General features: G+C 53.5%; 9 protein-coding genes and 1 tRNA gene. 3 read left to right on the forward strand and 7 right to left on the reverse strand.

Features of this window, described 5'->3' with window-relative positions:
• The first annotated feature begins 474 nt into the window (after positions 1 to 474).
• Positions 475 to 2,919, forward strand: a complete 2,445-nt coding sequence (locus B156_RS0111675; protein WP_018619902.1) for a TonB-dependent receptor — start codon at positions 475 to 477, stop codon at positions 2,917 to 2,919.
• Positions 2,920 to 3,018: 99 nt separating this feature from the next.
• On the forward strand, positions 3,019 to 4,332 hold the full coding sequence (locus tag B156_RS0111680) for a sialidase family protein (RefSeq protein ID WP_018619903.1): 1,314 nt from the start codon (positions 3,019 to 3,021) through the stop codon (positions 4,330 to 4,332).
• 48 nt (positions 4,333 to 4,380) lie between these two features.
• On the opposite strand, the gene B156_RS0111685 is transcribed toward B156_RS0111680, so the two are convergent.
• The 3 genes from B156_RS0111685 to B156_RS0111695 form a co-directional block, all read right to left on the reverse strand.
• The gene (locus tag B156_RS0111685; protein WP_018619904.1) at positions 4,381 to 5,460 is read right to left on the reverse strand and encodes a DUF4421 family protein; all 1,080 of its coding nucleotides are present in this window, start codon (positions 5,458 to 5,460) and stop codon (positions 4,381 to 4,383) included.
• Between the two features lie 67 nt (positions 5,461 to 5,527).
• Positions 5,528 to 6,520 (reverse strand): NADPH:quinone oxidoreductase family protein, encoded by a 993-nt coding sequence (locus tag B156_RS0111690; RefSeq protein ID WP_018619905.1) that lies wholly within the window; start codon positions 6,518 to 6,520, stop codon positions 5,528 to 5,530.
• Positions 6,521 to 6,624: 104 nt separating this feature from the next.
• Entirely contained in the window at positions 6,625 to 9,195 is a 2,571-nt protein-coding gene (locus B156_RS0111695; protein ID WP_026260779.1) for a M14 family metallopeptidase, read from the reverse strand.
• Between the two features lie 182 nt (positions 9,196 to 9,377).
• On the opposite strand from B156_RS0111695, the gene B156_RS0111700 reads away from it, so the two are divergent.
• A tRNA-Glu gene (locus B156_RS0111700) sits at positions 9,378 to 9,449 on the forward strand.
• A 183-nt stretch (positions 9,450 to 9,632) separates the two neighbouring features.
• Here the strand turns inward: B156_RS0111700 and B156_RS0111705 are convergent.
• The 4 genes from B156_RS0111705 to B156_RS0111720 form a co-directional block, all read right to left on the reverse strand.
• Positions 9,633 to 11,645, reverse strand: a complete 2,013-nt coding sequence (locus B156_RS0111705; RefSeq protein WP_026260780.1) for a hybrid sensor histidine kinase/response regulator — start codon at positions 11,643 to 11,645, stop codon at positions 9,633 to 9,635.
• A 639-nt stretch (positions 11,646 to 12,284) separates the two neighbouring features.
• Positions 12,285 to 15,050 carry a PQQ-dependent sugar dehydrogenase gene (locus tag B156_RS0111710; RefSeq protein ID WP_018619908.1) on the reverse strand — a complete coding sequence of 922 codons (2,766 nt, stop codon included), beginning with the start codon at positions 15,048 to 15,050 and terminating at the stop codon, positions 12,285 to 12,287.
• 153 nt (positions 15,051 to 15,203) lie between these two features.
• Positions 15,204 to 16,082 (reverse strand): TraB/GumN family protein, encoded by an 879-nt coding sequence (locus B156_RS0111715; protein ID WP_018619909.1) that lies wholly within the window; start codon positions 16,080 to 16,082, stop codon positions 15,204 to 15,206.
• Between the two features lie 216 nt (positions 16,083 to 16,298).
• Positions 16,299 to 17,477: an ATP-binding protein gene (locus tag B156_RS0111720; protein ID WP_018619910.1), complete on the reverse strand. Its 1,179-nt coding sequence runs from the start codon at positions 17,475 to 17,477 to the stop codon at positions 16,299 to 16,301.
• Position 17,478: the final 1 nt, after the last annotated feature.

The following is a 17,478-nucleotide window of genomic DNA, read 5'->3' on the forward strand; positions in this document are numbered from 1 at the left end:
TTTTTCTTATCACCGCGACCGATACGACTGGCACACTGATAAGCAGCTATCTAGCAGAACCGGGTAGTTTTGCCAGGCAGACAGCCAACATTCTACAAGAGTGCCAAACCGGCCAATGAGTGAATGACGGCCGGTAGTCAGGTAAATTCAGACTCCACTATCATACTTCGGGTATTTTTTTATCCCGGTATCAGGACCTCCAAGCTCCCCACTGCGTAGGGCCGGGTGACACGAGCCCTAACAACATTCATCTGGTTCTACCGACTCACTTCAGCAAATGGTGGTTGCGGCATCGGGTATACTCCAACGCTGCAACTACCATTTGTTTGTGGTAACCAGCCCACACGAACCTCCTATATGAATTTTCCGGAATCGAACAGGTACTAAAAGATGATTATTTAGAAAAATTCTAAATAATACTTGTATCGCAAAAAACCGGCTTTACATTTGCCCAACTTATAATCATTCTAAATAATGAAGCGCATACTATATACACACGCATTTGTGTACCGGATTTTACTGGTGCTTTTCACGGCGGCCCTTTGCCGTATACCAGCCATTGCCCAAACGCACGGCATCATTCGGGGCGTGGTTACAACCAGCGATGGTAACCCAGCCTCCTTTGTTACTGTCAGCCTGCGCGATACCCGAAAAGGAACCGTCACCTCGGAGGATGGGACCTATCAGTTGAAGGGAGTTCCCCCAGGTACCTATACCCTACAGGTTACCTTCGTAGGCCTGCAATCGCAGGAGAAGGCCGTTACGACCAAAGCGGGTCAGATAACTACGGTCGATTTTTCACTGGCCGAAAGTGCCGCCCAATTGACGGAGGTCGACGTACGGAGTGCCAACAAAGCCGTTTCGGTGGGGAAGGCAAATCTGGCTCCTTTGGATATGCCGCAGATGACGGGTAGCGTGAGCAGCGTGGTGATTGCCAACCAGCAGGCTTCCCGCCTGGGTGATGTCCTTAAAAATGTGAGTGGGGTATCTCTCACGCAGCAACGGCAGGGTGTAGCCGAAACGTTTTCGGCGCGGGGCTACAGCATCGGCATTGCCGGGGCCGGGGGCAGTATTTTCAAGAATGGAGTGGTCGCCAATACCATGGGGTTTCCCGAAGCCAGCACCCTGGAGTCGGTTGAAGTACTAAAGGGTAGCGCGGCTCTGCTGTACGGCAACGTATCGGGTGGCCTGATTATCAACATGGTAACCAAAAAACCGACATTCGAACGCGGGGGTGAGGTCTCGATGCGCGTGGGTAGCTATGGTCTGTACAAACCCATGGTCGACCTGTACGGTCCATTGTCAAAAAATCTGGCCTTCCGGGTGGTGGGTACCTATGAAACGGCCAACAGTTACCGGGATGTGGTCAACACAAACCGGGTGTACGTAAACCCATCCCTGCTGTATAAACTGGGTCAGAAAACGACGATTCTGATCCAGGGCGATTACCTGAAATCAGATCTCACACCCGACAATGGCATTGGCTCCCTCAATGCCAACCAGGATGCCATTATCCCCGACATTCCCCGGTCCCGATTTATCAATACCAACTGGGCGTATAACAACGTGGACCAGTTTTCCGGCTCGCTCAACATCGATCACGCGATCAGCAACAACTGGAAACTAACCGCCATTGCCTCCGCCCAGAAAACCAACGTAACGGCGTACGGTGCAGGCGTACCGAACAACACGATTCAGTCTAATGGTGACTGGACACGGGCACTAAGCCGGACGCTGACCGGCGAGGCAGACTATACCGGACAGGTCAACCTGAACGGCCGGTTCAACACGGGTAGCCTTGGGCATCAGTTGCTGGTGGGTAGTGATCTGGTCGGTATCGTAAGCGAGAGTAATTCATTCAGTATCAATTACGGACCGGGAACAACGACCTACGACAAGATCAATATTCTGACTCCTACCCTGTACGAAACCCGTACGGATATTCCGGAGGCAACCCAACTAAACCGCACCACATCGCCCTCCCGGCGGCTGGGCTTTTACATCCAGGATTTGATTAGCCTGACGGATAAAATAAAGGTGCTGGCGGGGGTACGGTGGTCGCAGCAACGAACCGTACAAACAACCATCCTCAACCTACAGACGCTGGCCGGGACGCGGGGTGCCGTTGAAACAAAACTGGATGCGGCCTTTTCGCCCAAAGTGGCGTTACTGTATCAGCCCACCAGAAACACCTCGCTTTTTGGTAGCTATGCCAACAACTTCACCATCAATACGGGCGTCGACATCAACGGGCAAATCCTGCGCCCTTCCCTTATCGACCAGTTTGAAGCCGGGGTTAAAAATGAACTACTCAACGGCCGCATCTCGGCGAACATCGGCGTTTACCACATCGTAAACAGCAATTTTGCCCAGATCGCACCGGTCAAAGCCGACGGCTCACCCAATACCGATACCAACGTAAAGGAATTTACGGGGCAAACGACCAGCGACGGGCTTGAAATTGACCTGAACGGCACGCTGTCGAAAAACCTGTCGTTCGTGACGGGCTATGGCTACAACTACATGCGGTACACCCAAACGTCGCTCGTGAAAGGGTCGCCCATAGAAGGGGAACGCCTGACCAATAATCCGGCCCACACGGCCAACGCAACAGTTTTCTACACATTCGATCTGCCCCGGCTGCGCGGCCTCAAACTGGGTGCATCGGCTTTTTATACGGGTGCCCGGTACGGCGGCAACAACAACACCTACGGGCAGACGCCGGTGTTTAGTCGCCTGATTCCCCTGAGCGGCTTCACAACCATCGACCTGTCGGCAGGGTATTCGTACCGTAAAATTTCGTTACTGACCAAACTATCGAATATCACGAATGAATTGAATTACCTGATTCATGACCGGTACAGCATCATGCCGATTCCACCCCGGCAGTTTGTCACGACACTTTCGTACCGGTTCTAGCCTGAATTGACGGCCTGTGCTGATAAGTCTGTTCATTCCATCATTCCGGTTCACAACCCAACAAGTTTAGTCAGTCAATCCCTCTAAAAAAATAGTAGTATGAACAAGATGCTTAAACCGATGCTGTGCGCTGGCCTCCTGATACTTTCGGGCCTGACCACCTACGCCAACAATCCAACTACGTTCAGTGACACTACCCGCGCCTACGCGGTACCGACACTCGTGAAAACCCCAACCGGCAACGTCGCCCTGTCGTGGACCGAAAAAGACAAAGCAGGGGTCGTTTATTTTTACTGGGCTGAATCGAACGACAAAGGACGGACGTTTGGCGACAAAAAACTCATTTACTCCTCGGTCGGCCTTGGCAGTTCCCGCCTGATGCGGCCCAAACTGCTGTTCAAAAAAGATGGCTCGCTGGTAGCAGTCTTTACCATGCCCGGAAGCCCGACCAGCCCGCCACAGCCCGCACCAGCCGCTCCCCATACCAGCCACGAAGTAACCCCTGCCAGTCACGAACACGGCGACAGTCACGGGGGCATGAAGCCTAAAACCGATGCCCCGGTGAAAGGCGGAGCCCGGGGAGGACGACCGTCCGATTTGCAGATCGTTTACAGCCAGTCGACGGACGGGGGCAACACCTGGAGCCCGCCCGCTCCGGTCCATGCCGACCGGACCCCAAACATGGTGCGCGGTTTCTTCGATGCCACTGTGCTGGCCAACGGCGAAGTGGCGGTAGCTTATCTGAGCGACATTCCGGGAAAACAACACGAGCGCGACCTGAAGTTTGTCACGTCGACGGGCAACGCATTTGGGGATGTAAAAACCCTCGACCCGTTCACCTGCGACTGCTGTAACATCAGCCTGCTGGTTGACAACAAAGGCATCCTTAACCTGTACTACCGCGAGAACCAGGACAACACCCGCGACATTGCCAAAATGACATCGTCAGACAACGGAGTAACGTTCTCTAAAGCAGCCATTTTACTGGCTGACAAGTGGAAGATTAACGGCTGTCCGCACTCCGGCCCAACGTCCGCCAGCAGCCAGAACGGCAATCTGATTGCCTGGATGTCCGGCACCACCGAATCGCCGGGAATCCGGGTGGCCACGCAGCAGGGCAAACGCTTATTTGTCTTGGACGACCCAACCGCTAAAAATGCGTTTCTGGTATCGGCCCCAACATCGTCGGTCCTGCTTTGGGAACAGAATCAGGAAACAGAAGCGGGGGTATCGTCGGTGATTGCCTATAAGAACATCACCGCAGACCAGAACCCATCGACCCAGTTTGCCAAAAATACCCTCAACGGCACAAACGCCACCGGTGTGGTCATTGACAATCAGCTTGTTGTGGCTTACGAGGTGAAGAATACCAACAACAAAAACTCGGTTGGCCTGGCGCACGTTGATTTATAACTGTATTCTCCTGCGCTGCTAATTGGCAGCGCGGGAGAATACAGTTGCTTATAGTCCCGGCAGTTTTTTTACAATGCCCTTGGGCCGATAGCGCAGACGTTTGCCCACCACCAGCCGAATGTAATCGGAGTGGGTATTGATTAATTCCTGCGAGAAAGCCCGGTTGACCCATTCCGTTGATCCGTAAATCCCTCCGTAATACTTATCAGTGCTGTAGCCCAGGGTAAACGATGCAATGCCCTCCCAGCCCAGCTTCAACTGGCTGTCTGCTATGTTCTGCACTGTATTGGTTTGCTGAAGCAGTAACGAGAGACCCGGCCGGACGCTAAAACTGGTGAAGTAGTGTTTCCGAAAAACGAACGTTTTGGTATACCCCGCATTAACCCCCAGGGCCATTGTTTTGATTTGTACCAACTGAGATTCCGGGCGAAAGTCCGCCTGAAGGGCAGAAGGCACCAGCGAGGCATTACCCCGAATATTCTGGTACGTAAGAAAGCCGCCCAGTACCCAGGTATAGGCACTCCGGCGCTGCCCTTCGCGTTGCAGCAGCGTGGCCGGAACGGAAAGCTGGAGTGGGTTGAACTGATAGAGCACATGCCCCGTAAAGGTCTGACTGCGCAGGTCACTGCGGTTCGGGTAAATCGACGTACGATCAAACCAGTCGGGTTGCAGGCGGTTCGGGTTGTACAGATAAAAGCCCCGGTAGGACTGGTACTGAGCGGAATACAGCAACCGGTTTCGGTTGAGGTTTACGGAAGCGCCAAACTGTCTGGTTTCTCCCTTACGGATTACGTCGTACCCCAGTATGGGCAGTTTAAACGTTATTTCAGCCCCAATCCACTTGTAGTTCATCCCAATACCCGCCGTCCAGGCCAGATTTGGCTTGTACTTCAGCGGCTGCGATGCGCCCACTACCCGCAGCGTGTAGTCCTGTCGTTCACTAACCGCAAACAGGTGCAGGCGGTTGTAGTACGTTACAACATAGTTCCGGTCGACGCGGGGAGCGGTCGTTTTCAGGATTGTATCCAGCGGGATGCCCAGCAACCGCATACCCTGACCCATGCCAGCCAGGGGCAACCCCAGGAATAACCCTACAAGCAGTGCCTTAGCCAGCCGTTTCTCTAACATAACCAAAATCCGTGGTTTGTGTACAAATTGCACGTATATAACACAAAACCAGGGAGTAAATGTTTAATTACAGTACGACCACCGCCTTCCCGATGACCTGGCGTTCCATCATAGCGGTAAGTGCCTGCGGAGCTTCGGCCAGCGTGTAGTGGTTGTAAATATGCGGGGTAAGTGTCCCCTGCATTACCCAGGTGGCAATCTCCTGCATGTTTTGCTGACTCAGAGCGGCTTCCTGCTGCGTAAACGCACCCCAGAACACGCCCACAATGGCACTACCCTTGAGCAACGCCAGGTTGAGCGGTATCTTCGGAATTTCGCCCCCGGCAAAGCCAACCACCAAGTAGCGTCCCCGCCAGGCCATCGACCGGATAGCGGGTTCTGCCCACTTATCCCCCACGGGGTCCAGCACCACGTCGACACCCTTGCCACCCGTAATTTCTTTAATCCGTTCGCGCAGATCTTCCGTCGTGTAGTTAATCAGGTGAGTAGCCCCTTTCTGTTCACAAACGGCCAGTTTCTCCGCCGTAGAAGCGGCCGCAATGACCGTAGCGCCCATCAGCTTCCCCAGTTCGACGGCGGCCAGTCCCACGCCCCCGGCAGCTCCCAGTACCAGCAGCGTTTCCGGTTGGCCGTTCCCACAGCCGGGCTGTAACAAAGCGCGGTCTTTCAGGGCATGGTAGGAGGTGCCGTACGCGTACAGGGTCGACGCACCGGTGACGAAGTCCATCCCGTCGGGCAGGGGAATGGTGGCGCGTGCATCCGAAATCCGTTCTTCGGCCAGCCCCCCGTGCGACCCATACGTAAACACCCGGTCGCCGGGTTTGAGGTGGGTGACGCTCTCCCCCACGGCCAGCACCACGCCCGAGGATTCGCTCCCCGGCGAAAACGGCAATGGGGGTTTGAACTGGTATCTGTTCTGGATGGTCAGCGTATCCGGGAAGTTGAGGCTACAGGCTTTCGTCTGAATAAGCACTTCACCGGGGCCGGGCGTGGGCGACGGTATCTCTTCCAGCGTGAGGGTATCGGGCAGGCCGAACGATTGGCAGAGGATGGCTTTCATAATTTAATGAATGAAAGAAGGAAAGAGTAAAAGAGCGAAAGGCTGACGTAAGAAGGCTGACGCGTCAGCAACTTTCGCTCTTTCGCCTTTCACTCTTTCGCTTTTTAGTTTACCATAAAGACCGCGTTGCTGAACAGCAGTTGACCGTTATACCAGAAACCCCGGAAAAGCGGGTCATCGGCCAGGTACACAACACTGCCGCGCCCCATCGTCTGAACACCCATCAGAAGGGTATTCTTCAGTTTTCCTTTTACGTTTTTCCCCGAAAATCCGGCTACGTAATTATCATTTTTCAGGTAGCCTACATTCCAGCCATCCTTCAGGAAATCGAAGTTATAGGCGTTCAGCACCAGTGAGTAGTACCCACCCGTCAGGCCAAACCCCAGCGGGTGCGTCGTGTCCATGTTGACCCGGTAAATACTGCCCGGCGTTTCGTCCGAGAGGGCCGACCGCTCCCGATCAGCGTACACCCTGAGCGAATCAGCCACATTGCTCCGGCGAACTTTGTCTGCCTTATCCCCATCGCCCGATTTCTCTTTCAGGTCGAACCCATCTTTACCCGCCAGAAATGACGCGGCCCGTTCCATCGCAATGAGTTTGCCACCCGCCCGAATCCATTCTCTCAGCGCGGTCAGCGTCTTTTCGGGTAAAATCCGGCTGTAGTTAAAATTAGACGGCAGTATCAGCACATCCAGCTTCGTCCAGGCCAGGTTACCCAGCGTACTGCCATCCAGCAGGGTAATCGGGTAGTTGAGGGTCTGGTCAAAAAAGTGCCAGACTTCCCCCGCCGACGGTGGTGGCGTCCCCTCCCCCGTCACAAGCCCTACTTTGGGGGCTCTCAGCCCGGATACCGAACCGGAGCCAAAATCGGAACCGGTCGTGACGAACCCGGTTTTAACCGGCGTATAGGCAGCACCGTTAGCTGTAGCGGTTTGATTTACCAGCGCCCCCAGCCTATCGCCAAAGTGTTCATTGCCGGTCCGGGTAACAATCAGCGTGCCATAGGGGTACGATTTCCCTTCTACCTCGAATGGTTTTTCGGCTACCCGTACCCGCACGTTCTGTTTCATCAGGGCCGTCAGCGTCTTCACCGCCGGGAGTGACTGCCAGCGAATCAGGTATGCGTAGGCATTGGCGGGTGCCACCGGTGCAACGGGCGGAGTTGGGGCATCATTTACCGGATTTAGGCGGGTTGTCAGGCCATAGGTTTGCAGACCGTATGCGTAGGGTAATGACCAGGCCGTAATGTCGTAGGTGGCCGAATCTTCCAGGGCTGAGTTTGGCTCGAACAAAATTTTCAGTAACGTCGACTTGGGCTGGTAGGCACTGATGACCATATCTTCGGCGGCTACAGCCATATTTTTTTCCGTTTTCTGCGTACTGTAGTTGAAGGCTCCGGCAGCGGTTTGGGCCTTCCCGGCGTAGCCGTAGCTGATTTTGTTCCGGTCCAGCAGTTGCTGCAACGCCCTGATTCGCCCGGCATCGCCATTGGCTTTAATGACGTAACTTTTATAAGCTCCAATAGGCGTATTCCGGGCTTTGTCGAAAAACTGCCCAAACTCCTTCACGATTTCGGCGGGCCGGTCGGCCACGGATTCGAGCGTAGCGATGCCTGATGTGTAGTGATGGTCGATGCGCTGGCGGAGGGTGAGCGTGTCCCCGTCATCCTTCTGGAAAGCCAGCCCCGCCCGGCCTCCCCCGCCCTGTTCAAACGTCATGCCGATGGCCCCGTTGTACGTTGGGTAGGTGTCGCCGTAGCTGGGATAAAATAGGTCGTAGCGTTCGCGGGTGTAGTAAAGCCAGCCGTTTTTATCGAAAGCCCGACTGCTGTACTGCCCGATGGTTTGCTGAAACTGCCGCTGATAGGGGGTAATATCCTGGTGGTAGGGTTTGGCCGATGGCGCAAAGTAATAGGCACTCTCCGCGCCCATTTCGTGAAAATCGGCGTGGAGTTGGGGCATCCACTGCTGATAGAGTACCATACGCTGCTGCGTATTTTCCTGCGTTTGCCAGGCCCAGTCGCGGTTAGGGTCAAAGAGATAGTGGGTGTACCGGCCACCGGGCCAGGGTTCGCTGTGTTCGCGGGCTGCGGGGGTTGGGTCGGGGTTAGCACCCAGCATCTGGTTGTACCAGTTCACGTAGCGGTCGTGCCCGTCGGGGTTCAGGCCGGGGTCGAGCAGCACAACGGTGGTATTCAATATCTTCCTGGAAAGGGTATCGCTGGTATTTGTCAGTCGGTACAACACCTCCATAAAGGCTTCGGAGCTAACGGCCTCGTTGCCATGCACGTTATAACTCAGCCAGGCAATGGGGGGCTGGGGTGCGGGGGTTGGGGTGCCTTCCAGCAGGCCGGTGCGCTTCAGGTTATTGGTCCTGATTTCTTCCAGCCGGGCCAGATTCGCTTCGGAGGCCACAACGACCACCATCAGTTGGCGACCTTCGTGGGTTTGCCCGTACGGAATCAGTTTAACCCGACCCGGTAACTGGCGAGCCACCTGTTCGGCGTAGGCAATAAGGCGATGGTGGGGCGTGAATCGGTCACCCAGCTTATAGCCCAGAAACTGAGCGGGTGAGGATACGCTGGTTGAGGTTGTTGATACCTGGGCCAATGCTATTCTGGACGGATAAGTCAGTAATAACGTTGCCAGGGCCGCCAGCAGGAGACTATGTTTCATAGATGAAGAAAAAAACGAAGACGCTAACTGGCTCAAAAATAGCAGTAAATCGGCCAGAAACCCTTTTTTCGGAAAAATTTTGGCGGTGTGCATTGCATTTTTAAAACATCACCTTACCTTTGCACCACGTTTCGCCAACAGGGTGGTTAATCAACTAAACTGTTGGGTCTTTTAAACAAGACGGCCGATTCGTCTAGCGGTTAGGACATCGCCCTTTCACGGCGGTAACACGGGTTCGATTCCCGTATCGGTCACTAACAAAGTAAAAAAGCCCCTCGGAAAAAGGGGCTTTTTTTGTGTTCTTCTGTCACCCTTTCACAGCCGGTATTTTGTCCGGCGAATAGCCGCCCTTCGCAAGCCATTTCCCAGCGATTGGTGGTAAGATCAAGGCGGCTCACTTCCACTGGCTATCCATGACTACCGGCGCATCCTGTTTGCTAGCTGGTTAGGAGCGACTCAATTACCTGGCTAAGCGTCGACAAATCGACGGGTTTCACCAGGTGAGCTGTAAACCCCGCTTCCTGGCTTCGTAGTTTGTCCTCCGCCTGGCCATAGCCCGTCAGTGCAATCAATACCATCTGTTGACCCCAGGGCTGCTCCCGGATCAGCCGACAGGTTTCGTAGCCGTTCAGGCCGGGCATGCCAATGTCAATCAACATCACCCTAGGCTGCAAACGCTCCGCTGCCGCTATACCCTCCAACCCATTGTAGCAGGTATAGACTTCGTACCCTTTTAACTTAAGCAGCATACTCGTTGTAACGGCGGCATCCTGATTGTCATCGACAACCACTATTCGATAACCGGTCATTACCTGACTGGGCTGCTTGTCGGGCACGGGTCGGGGAGTGGCTGCGTCAGCCAGGGCGGGTAGGTGCAGGACAAACTCACTCCCTAGATTAAGGCCATCGCTGTGGGCATCCACCCGACCGCCATGCAGTTCGACTAACCGCCTGACCACCACCAGCCCAAGGCCCAGACCCCCATGAGGCCGGTTTAAAGAGGTATTCACCTGAAAAAACATCTCGAAAACACGGCTCAATTGCTCAGTCGTCATGCCAATCCCATCGTCTTTCACCCGTACCAGCACTTCCCCCTCTGCCCGTTCAACGATCAGCCAGACGTGCCCACCTTTATTGGTGTATTTAGCTGCATTGGTTAATAGGTTGGTAAGCGCTTGTGCCAACCGGGTAGAATCACCTTTGAGGTATACAGGAGCTGCCAGTGGACTGACCAGCAGATGGCGGTTATTGGCCTCGTACAGCGGTCGAATGGCTTTAATCGTATGCGCAATCAGCTCCCCGAGTTCAAGGCGCTCCCGACGTAATTCGATTTTACCCTGGTTGATCCGGCTCATATCCAGCAGGTCATCCACCAGGCGCACCAAATGATCGACCTGACGAGTCATTAACGCAACGGATGAGTCTACCGTCTCATCCTGCCCACCGCTCATTTGCAACAGTTGCAGGGTATTGCGCAGGGGTGCCAGTGGGTTACGCAACTCATGACCCAGCATGGCCAAAAACTCATCTTTGCGTTGGCTGGCTTCGGTTAATGCCAGCTTAGCCAGTTTTTGCTCAGTCATGTCGGTGGCCACCACAATGACACTGTCAATGGTGCCATCCGGCTCATATAGTGGCTCGTACACAAACGTCCAGTACACGGTAACCTGTTTTCCGGTTCGCTCGATAAAGGAGGGCAATTCAGAGGCTATCACCGTTTTACCCGTTTGCAACACGCCCCTGAGCAGTTCTTCAAACCCCTGCCCAGCGGCTTCGGGCAGGGCCTCAAACAAGGGTTTGCCAATTACCTGTTGCTGGGTTCGCCCCCAGAGCAAACAGACGCTATCATTGGCTAACTCAATGACAAACTCAGGCCCCCGGAAAATGGCAATCGCTACCGGAGCCTGTTTGAACACGCGCTGGATACTCTCCTGTTTTTGGGTTGACTGCCGCAGGCTGTTGACGAGTGCCGTCGTTTCCTGACATACCACCAGGACTCCGCAAACCTGCCCCTCCTCATTCAACACGGGGCTGTACCCAAATGTCCAGTAGACATCTTCCAACCGGCCATTCCGGTACATGGCCATGAGTTGATTTTCCTGCCAGATAGCCTCCCCACCTGCCTGGATCTGGTCTATCAAGGGCTTGATAGCAGGCCATATTTCGGGCCAGCAGTCCACGGCCTTCTGGCCCAAAGCGCCAGGGTGCTTACCACCCGTGCCTAAGCTTGGGCGGTAGGCATCGTTGTAAAACTGAATCAACTCCTCTCCCCACCACAAAATCATTGGCGATTTTGCATGGAGCAGAATACCCAGCGTAATTCGTAGGCTTGATGGCCATTGGTCAGGCGTACCCAGGGGTGTTGCTGCCCAGTCAAACTGACGGATCAGTTCACTCATTTGTCCCTCTCCTTTCAAAAAGGAATAGGTAGTTGCAGGAATTATTGCCAAGCTGAAAAATGATAAAAGTAAACCAGTCAACTCCATCCGTATCTGCCAGTTAAAGCGGATGGCATTTCAGTGGTACACACGGATGGGTTTTATAAGCATGCCTGCTGGTTAAGCAAAATCACCGGGTGGGTACGTACCGCCTGATTCAGCATGCTCGTCACCTCAGCAATGAAGTAAGCTGTTATAATTACACCACTGATTATAAATTAGTTACTTCATTTCTATTGTATTCTGGTTATGACTGTTTAGTTTTACACAGGCTCATTTGTACGCCTTGAACACCTTCGTAAATCATGAGAAATAACTATTTGGCCCTTTTTATTTTTGGCCTCGTACTTGTTGGTTTGACCGGTGCGAGTGGCAATTATCTCTATGCTACGCTGGCTGATTTTTTCTTCTTAAGCGCTTATTTGTCCTATCGTCGACAAAGAAGAGTAACGAGCAAGTAGACCATTTTGACAACCAGACAAGCCAGATTGCATGGTCGTCAAAGTGGTATTGACTATTCCCTTACCATAGGTGCTCGACTAAACCCCTCGGTTTCATCCGAAGGTCAATATAGGCTCTTCCCTATTTTTTCCATAACATCGGCCACCCGGCCCGATGCAGGGTTGAACCAATTCAAGCCCGTATAAGTCCCTACTTCTCGGTTGACTTTGCACCCAGTGCTTCCCCGGCTCCTTTTTGGCCAAACAGTACCCATTCCAGCGAGAGCAGGTTTTTGCCGCCGGGTTTCGTACATACGAAATACAAATCGTGTTTGCCAACCGGGGTCTTGAGGGACGATGTCACGTCGGCATACTTCCGGCCATCGCCCGTCGGTGTGGTTTTCACCTGACTGATCACGGGGCCCGTTGGCGAATCGGTATGCACCTCTATGATGGCATCCTGGTCTTTTGATGCGTAATGAAAGGTGAGCTGGTCGATGCCTTTCAGGTCAATACCTTTCAACATAAACCAGGACTGATCCTGAATGTTACCCAGTCGCCGACCCTGTTTGGCCATATCGTGCAGTTCGTCGGCTTCGGTTGCCAGCACTTTGGTGGGGCGCAGAATCAGCGCATCCTGCTGGGTTAGCGAAAGCGTAGGCTGCTTACTATCAACGCTTCCCTTGTCGGTATACGAAGCGGTCAGAATATAGCGACTCGACTGATCATTCCCAATGTGGTCTTTCAGTACTACACTACCCTGTTGGGGCAAGTGATTGTCGGCGGGTTTCACTCCCAGCGAGAAAATGTATTTGACCATCTCGGTTGTTTCCTCCCGGGAGAGTTGTGGGTGGGCACTCATGGCGTGTTCGCCCCAGATGCCCCCACCCCCGATGATGATTTTGTTGGCGAGCTTGGCCGTTGCCGTTTTATCATCCCGGTACTTTTTAGAAATCTCCGTGAACGATGGCCCGACGGATTTGGCATCTACCTGATGGCACGCCTTGCAGTCGCTGCCCGCAATCAGGTTTTTCCCTAAGTTGAACGAAGCCGAAATTGGCTGATGGCCCAGTTGCTGATCCGAATCGGCCACTTTGGGGATATAGGTCATCGCGACGTTTACCTTCTTTTTATCAATAACCTTATCCTCTTTATCGGCCACCACAACCGCGTAATGCAGGGGCGCCTGATTGGGGAAGAAGAAGGTACTGTTGTCCGTTGTCGAAATAGCCACCCGCGGCATGGTATTACCTACTTTGAGGGTCAGCGTATCCGTACTGGATTTACCCGATGGGTCGGTTACGGTCAGCCGGGCTTTGTAGATGCCGTTTTTACGAAACGTGTAGGCCGTTTTAGCCTCCGTTGAGGCTACGGCATTACCCTCAAACCGCCACTCGTACCGGAGCCGGTCGGCTTTGTCGTAGTCGTAGCTATCGTTACCGAAAGCCACCGTCAGCGGGGCCAGTCCGATGGTGTCATTCGCAGTGAGTTTGGCTACCGGAGCGCGGTTACCGGGGTTAAAATCAAGGCGAACCAGCCGCGCATCGACGTTATCAATCCCGTACACCGAGCCGTATTCGAGCATATAAATTGACCCCTCCGGCCCAATCTCCATATCGACCGGGCGCCGAAAATCGCCCCGCTCCGGCATGAACCGTTCCATACCTACGTAGTTCTGCTGATCGTCCATTCGTACGGCAAAGACCCAGTTCCGCATCCAGTCGTACATAAACAGCGCCTTATCGTAGTACACCGGAATTTTCGTTTTCGAGGTACTGGCGGCATCGTAATGGTAGACCGGGCCACCCATGGCGCAGCGACCACCCACACCCAGCTGCGGAAACTCATCTGATTTGTTGTACGGATACCACACCATCGCCTTGTTTACGGGCGGCAGCGTTTTTGCGCCGGTATTGTTTGGCGAGTTGTTGACCGGTGCCTGTGGGTTGTACAGTTCGCCCACGGCTTTGGTTGCAAAATCGTAGTGATAATAGGGTTTGCTATCCCCCACGAAGAAAGGCCAGCCGTAGTTACCGGCTTTTTTTGCCTGGTTAAACTCATCGTACCCGCGTGGTCCCTGCTCGCCATCGGTACCGGAATCGGGGCCAATTTCGCCCCAGTACAGGATGGACGTAACCGGATCGACCGAAATACGGTACGGGTTCCGGCAACCCATCACGTAAATTTCCGGACGCGTACCCGGCGTTCCTTTCGGGAACAGGTTGCCATCCGGAATGGTGTAGGCAGACGCGCCCCCGGGACCATCTTTTTCAACGTGGATACGCAGAATTTTACCGCGCAAATCGTTCGGGTTACCCGCCGACCGTTCCGCATCGAACGTATGCCGACCCGGCCGCTGGTCGATGGGTGCAAACCCGCTCGACTCGAACGGAACGGTATTGTCGCCGGTGGAGATAAAGAGGTTGCCGTGCGTATCCCAGGTCATGGAGCCACCCGTGTGAGCACTCACTTCCAGGTCGATGGGGAATTCGATAATGGGTTTTTCGCTGGCTACATCCAGGGTATTATCATCGTTCATGACGAAGCGGGCAATACGCTGTTTGGTCTGCTCGCCGTCCTGAATGGTGTAGAAAAAGTAGAGATAGTGGTTCTGGCTGAAATTCGGGTCGATGGTCATACCCAGCAGGCCGTTCAGGTATTTCTCGACGGCTTTCACCGGGAAGTCATGCAGGAGCCGGGTTTTCTTCTGTACGGGGTCGTACATGTAAAACTTACCCCCCCGCTCCACAAAAAACACGCGCCCGTCGGGCGCTACGGCCAGTTCCATTGGCTCGTTGAGGTCGTTGGAGAGCACCGTTTTGGTAAACCGATTCTCTTCGGGCCGGTTCGTCGTGTCGATTTGGATTGCCTTCTGGTGAGAAGCGGGCGTGCCGGGTGTGCCCATCCAGCTATTGAGAAGACCCAGTAAGCCAAGCACTGCGCCCCCCAGGGAAAAAGAGTGGAAAAGTGAAATCATCGTTTCGGGAAGCAAACGGTTAAAGGGAGAGCCGTCTGCACAGTAAGTAAAGCGGGAATATGGCGCGGTCTAATGGCTATAGCAAAAAAATACCCGTCAGGCAACGGGCTTTTTCTTGCTATAGTCTGCGAGACTAATCCCTGAGTAGGTATCTCACTCCACGGCTTTCACCGTATACCCTCCCTTGCGCAGTAGATTGATAATGCCTTTCTGGTTACCCAGGTGTCCGGCACCAAAGGCAAAAAAGGTTGGTTTCTCTTTGGCCGCTTTCTCAATGACCGGTATCCACTTAGTATTCCGGTCGGCAAGCAGGCTTTCCTCAAACTGCGTAAAATCGCCCCCGCTGAACTGGCTGGTTTTCATGGTATTCATCAACTTTGTCAGATCATGACTTTTGTACAACTCAATCATGTTCATGAATTCCCGTTTTGCTTCGTCGGGGTTCTTTGCCATGTCGACCAGGCCCTTTAGTTGCTCTTCCAGCGGAATTTTATCCAGAGCCGCCAGTTCATCATCCAGCGATTCCAGCCCGCGCACCTCTTTTTTGTCGGTGGTGGCCATCTGGGCGAACGTCATATCATAGGATGCTGGCTGGCAGGGCAGCATAGTCATGTACATCATGGACAGAAGGCCAATGGGTTTCAGCATGCCCAGTTGCGCCAGTCCCATACTCATCTTCTGTTTGAGGTAGGTATCCAGCACGGTATAATCGTCGGGCTTGAGCAGGTCTTTCACCGTTTTGCCATTAGGCATCAGCATCGCCTTCTGCATACTGCCCATCATGGCCGGGTCGTCCATGTCCAGTTCCAGGTATACCTGCTGCGTACTGCCCATGGCCTTTTTCATGGCCTCGGTAATGACGAGGTCGTTGGGGCAAATGAGGTGAAATGTGCCGTACAGGTACGAAGGCTGAGATAGGCCCGGTCCCGTTACTTCGTACAGTAATGCGCTGTCCTGGGCCTGAACATTACCAGACAACGATCCGGCCAGTAGCAGCCCGAAGGAAAGTATTTTTTTTAGTTGCGTTGCCATTGGTTTGAGCATTTTGCAATAACAAATATAGGTTTGACAATGGCTCCTGGGTAACGGATAAGGATAAAGGACACTACGGATTGACAGGCGGCACCATTGGTCCGGTTTACCATTAAGGCTACCGATTTCCGTACCTGTCAACGTTAGTGTATACGTCAGCCCAGGTTCAGGACGAAACACTCGATGGTGCGGTCAGGATCAACGGCCAGAACACGATCAGACAACAGGCAGCAATACGGTTATTTGGGTGCCTTTCCCTGGTGAGGATTGCGCCGAAATCTGTCCATTATGCCGTTCCACTATTTTTTTGGAAATAGCCAGCCCCAGGCCAATACCGGGAGTATTGGGACTCAGCTTCTTGAGGATGTGAAAAATCTCTTCGCTGTGCTGGTTACTGAACCCCGGCCCATTGTCGGAAACGATGATACGGGCGTAGTCTGAGTAACGGTACTTGTTGGGCAGATGCTGAAAACTATTCATGCCAATTACCGTGCCGGTCACCCGTATGGCAACCGATTGCCCCGGCTCTCTGAATTTCACGGCATTATCCAGCAGATGCCTGAATAAATTAATCAGCTCCGCTTTGTTACCCAGTACGGCAGGCAGCGCTTCCACCTCGAACGTAGCCTGGGCCATCCCAAATTCCCGTATCAATTCCTGGACGAGCTTCGCCAGGTCAATGGTGTCAACCAAGTCAGGCAACTGACCGGCCAGGGTGAAGTAGAACTGCAAATCGCTGATGAGCTGTCGCATCCGGACGGTAGCCGTTTCAATACCCACAAGCGCCCGATTTCCCATACTGGTCAGCGCATCCGGTTTCTCGTGACTGAGCAGGTCGGCAAATAAGGTAATCTTGCGGAGAGGTTCCTGCAAATCGTGCGAAATGATTTTGCTGAACTGCTCGAGTTCGTCATTCCGGTGCTGCATATAGCTGAGTTGCCGGTCGAGGTCGGTTTGATGGAGTTCCAGTTCCTGTTTCAGTTTAACCAGTTCATCATTACGAAGCAGTGCTTCTTCGGCGGCTTTTTTCGCGTTGATCAACTCCTGCTCAAACTGCCTCCGTTGGTAAACCGGAATAAAGGAGATATAGGTAACTGACGTTCCATCCTGCTCCTGGCTGACGGCATTTAGCAGCACGGGTATCTGGACCCGCTGCCGGGTTTGTACGTTTAGATACAGTTCACTGGCTACTTTCCGTAAGGTAATCAGGGGGTAAATATGGGTCTGGAAATAAATCCGGCTGGGTATCGTCAGTAACCGGTCAATCCGTTGGCCCACCAGCTCGGCAGCCTCGTATTCCAGCAGGGAGCAGGCAAACGGATTGATGGAAACTATACAACTTTCGGCATTTAGTACGAGCACTCCACACGGTATCAGCGGGGCAATTTCCTGCATA

Source organism: Spirosoma luteum DSM 19990 (genome assembly GCF_000374065.1).
GTDB classification, from domain to species: Bacteria; Bacteroidota; Bacteroidia; order Cytophagales; family Spirosomataceae; genus Spirosoma; species Spirosoma luteum.

What these genes read in the sequence shown, in the direction of transcription:
- B156_RS0111685 (WP_018619904.1), bottom strand. Translation starts at nt 5,460, where the DNA reads ATGTTAGAGAAACGGCTGGCTAAGGCACTGCTTGTAGGGTTATTCCTG.
- B156_RS0111680 (WP_018619903.1), top strand. Translation starts at nt 3,019, where the DNA reads ATGAACAAGATGCTTAAACCGATGCTGTGCGCTGGCCTCCTGATACTT.
- B156_RS0111690 (WP_018619905.1), bottom strand. Translation starts at nt 6,520, where the DNA reads ATGAAAGCCATCCTCTGCCAATCGTTCGGCCTGCCCGATACCCTCACG.
- B156_RS0111695 (WP_026260779.1), bottom strand. Translation starts at nt 9,195, where the DNA reads ATGAAACATAGTCTCCTGCTGGCGGCCCTGGCAACGTTATTACTGACT.
- B156_RS0111675 (WP_018619902.1), top strand. Translation starts at nt 475, where the DNA reads ATGAAGCGCATACTATATACACACGCATTTGTGTACCGGATTTTACTG.
- B156_RS0111720 (WP_018619910.1), bottom strand. Translation starts at nt 17,477, where the DNA reads ATGCAGGAAATTGCCCCGCTGATACCGTGTGGAGTGCTCGTACTAAAT.
- B156_RS0111715 (WP_018619909.1), bottom strand. Translation starts at nt 16,082, where the DNA reads ATGGCAACGCAACTAAAAAAAATACTTTCCTTCGGGCTGCTACTGGCC.
- B156_RS0111710 (WP_018619908.1), bottom strand. Translation starts at nt 15,050, where the DNA reads ATGATTTCACTTTTCCACTCTTTTTCCCTGGGGGGCGCAGTGCTTGGC.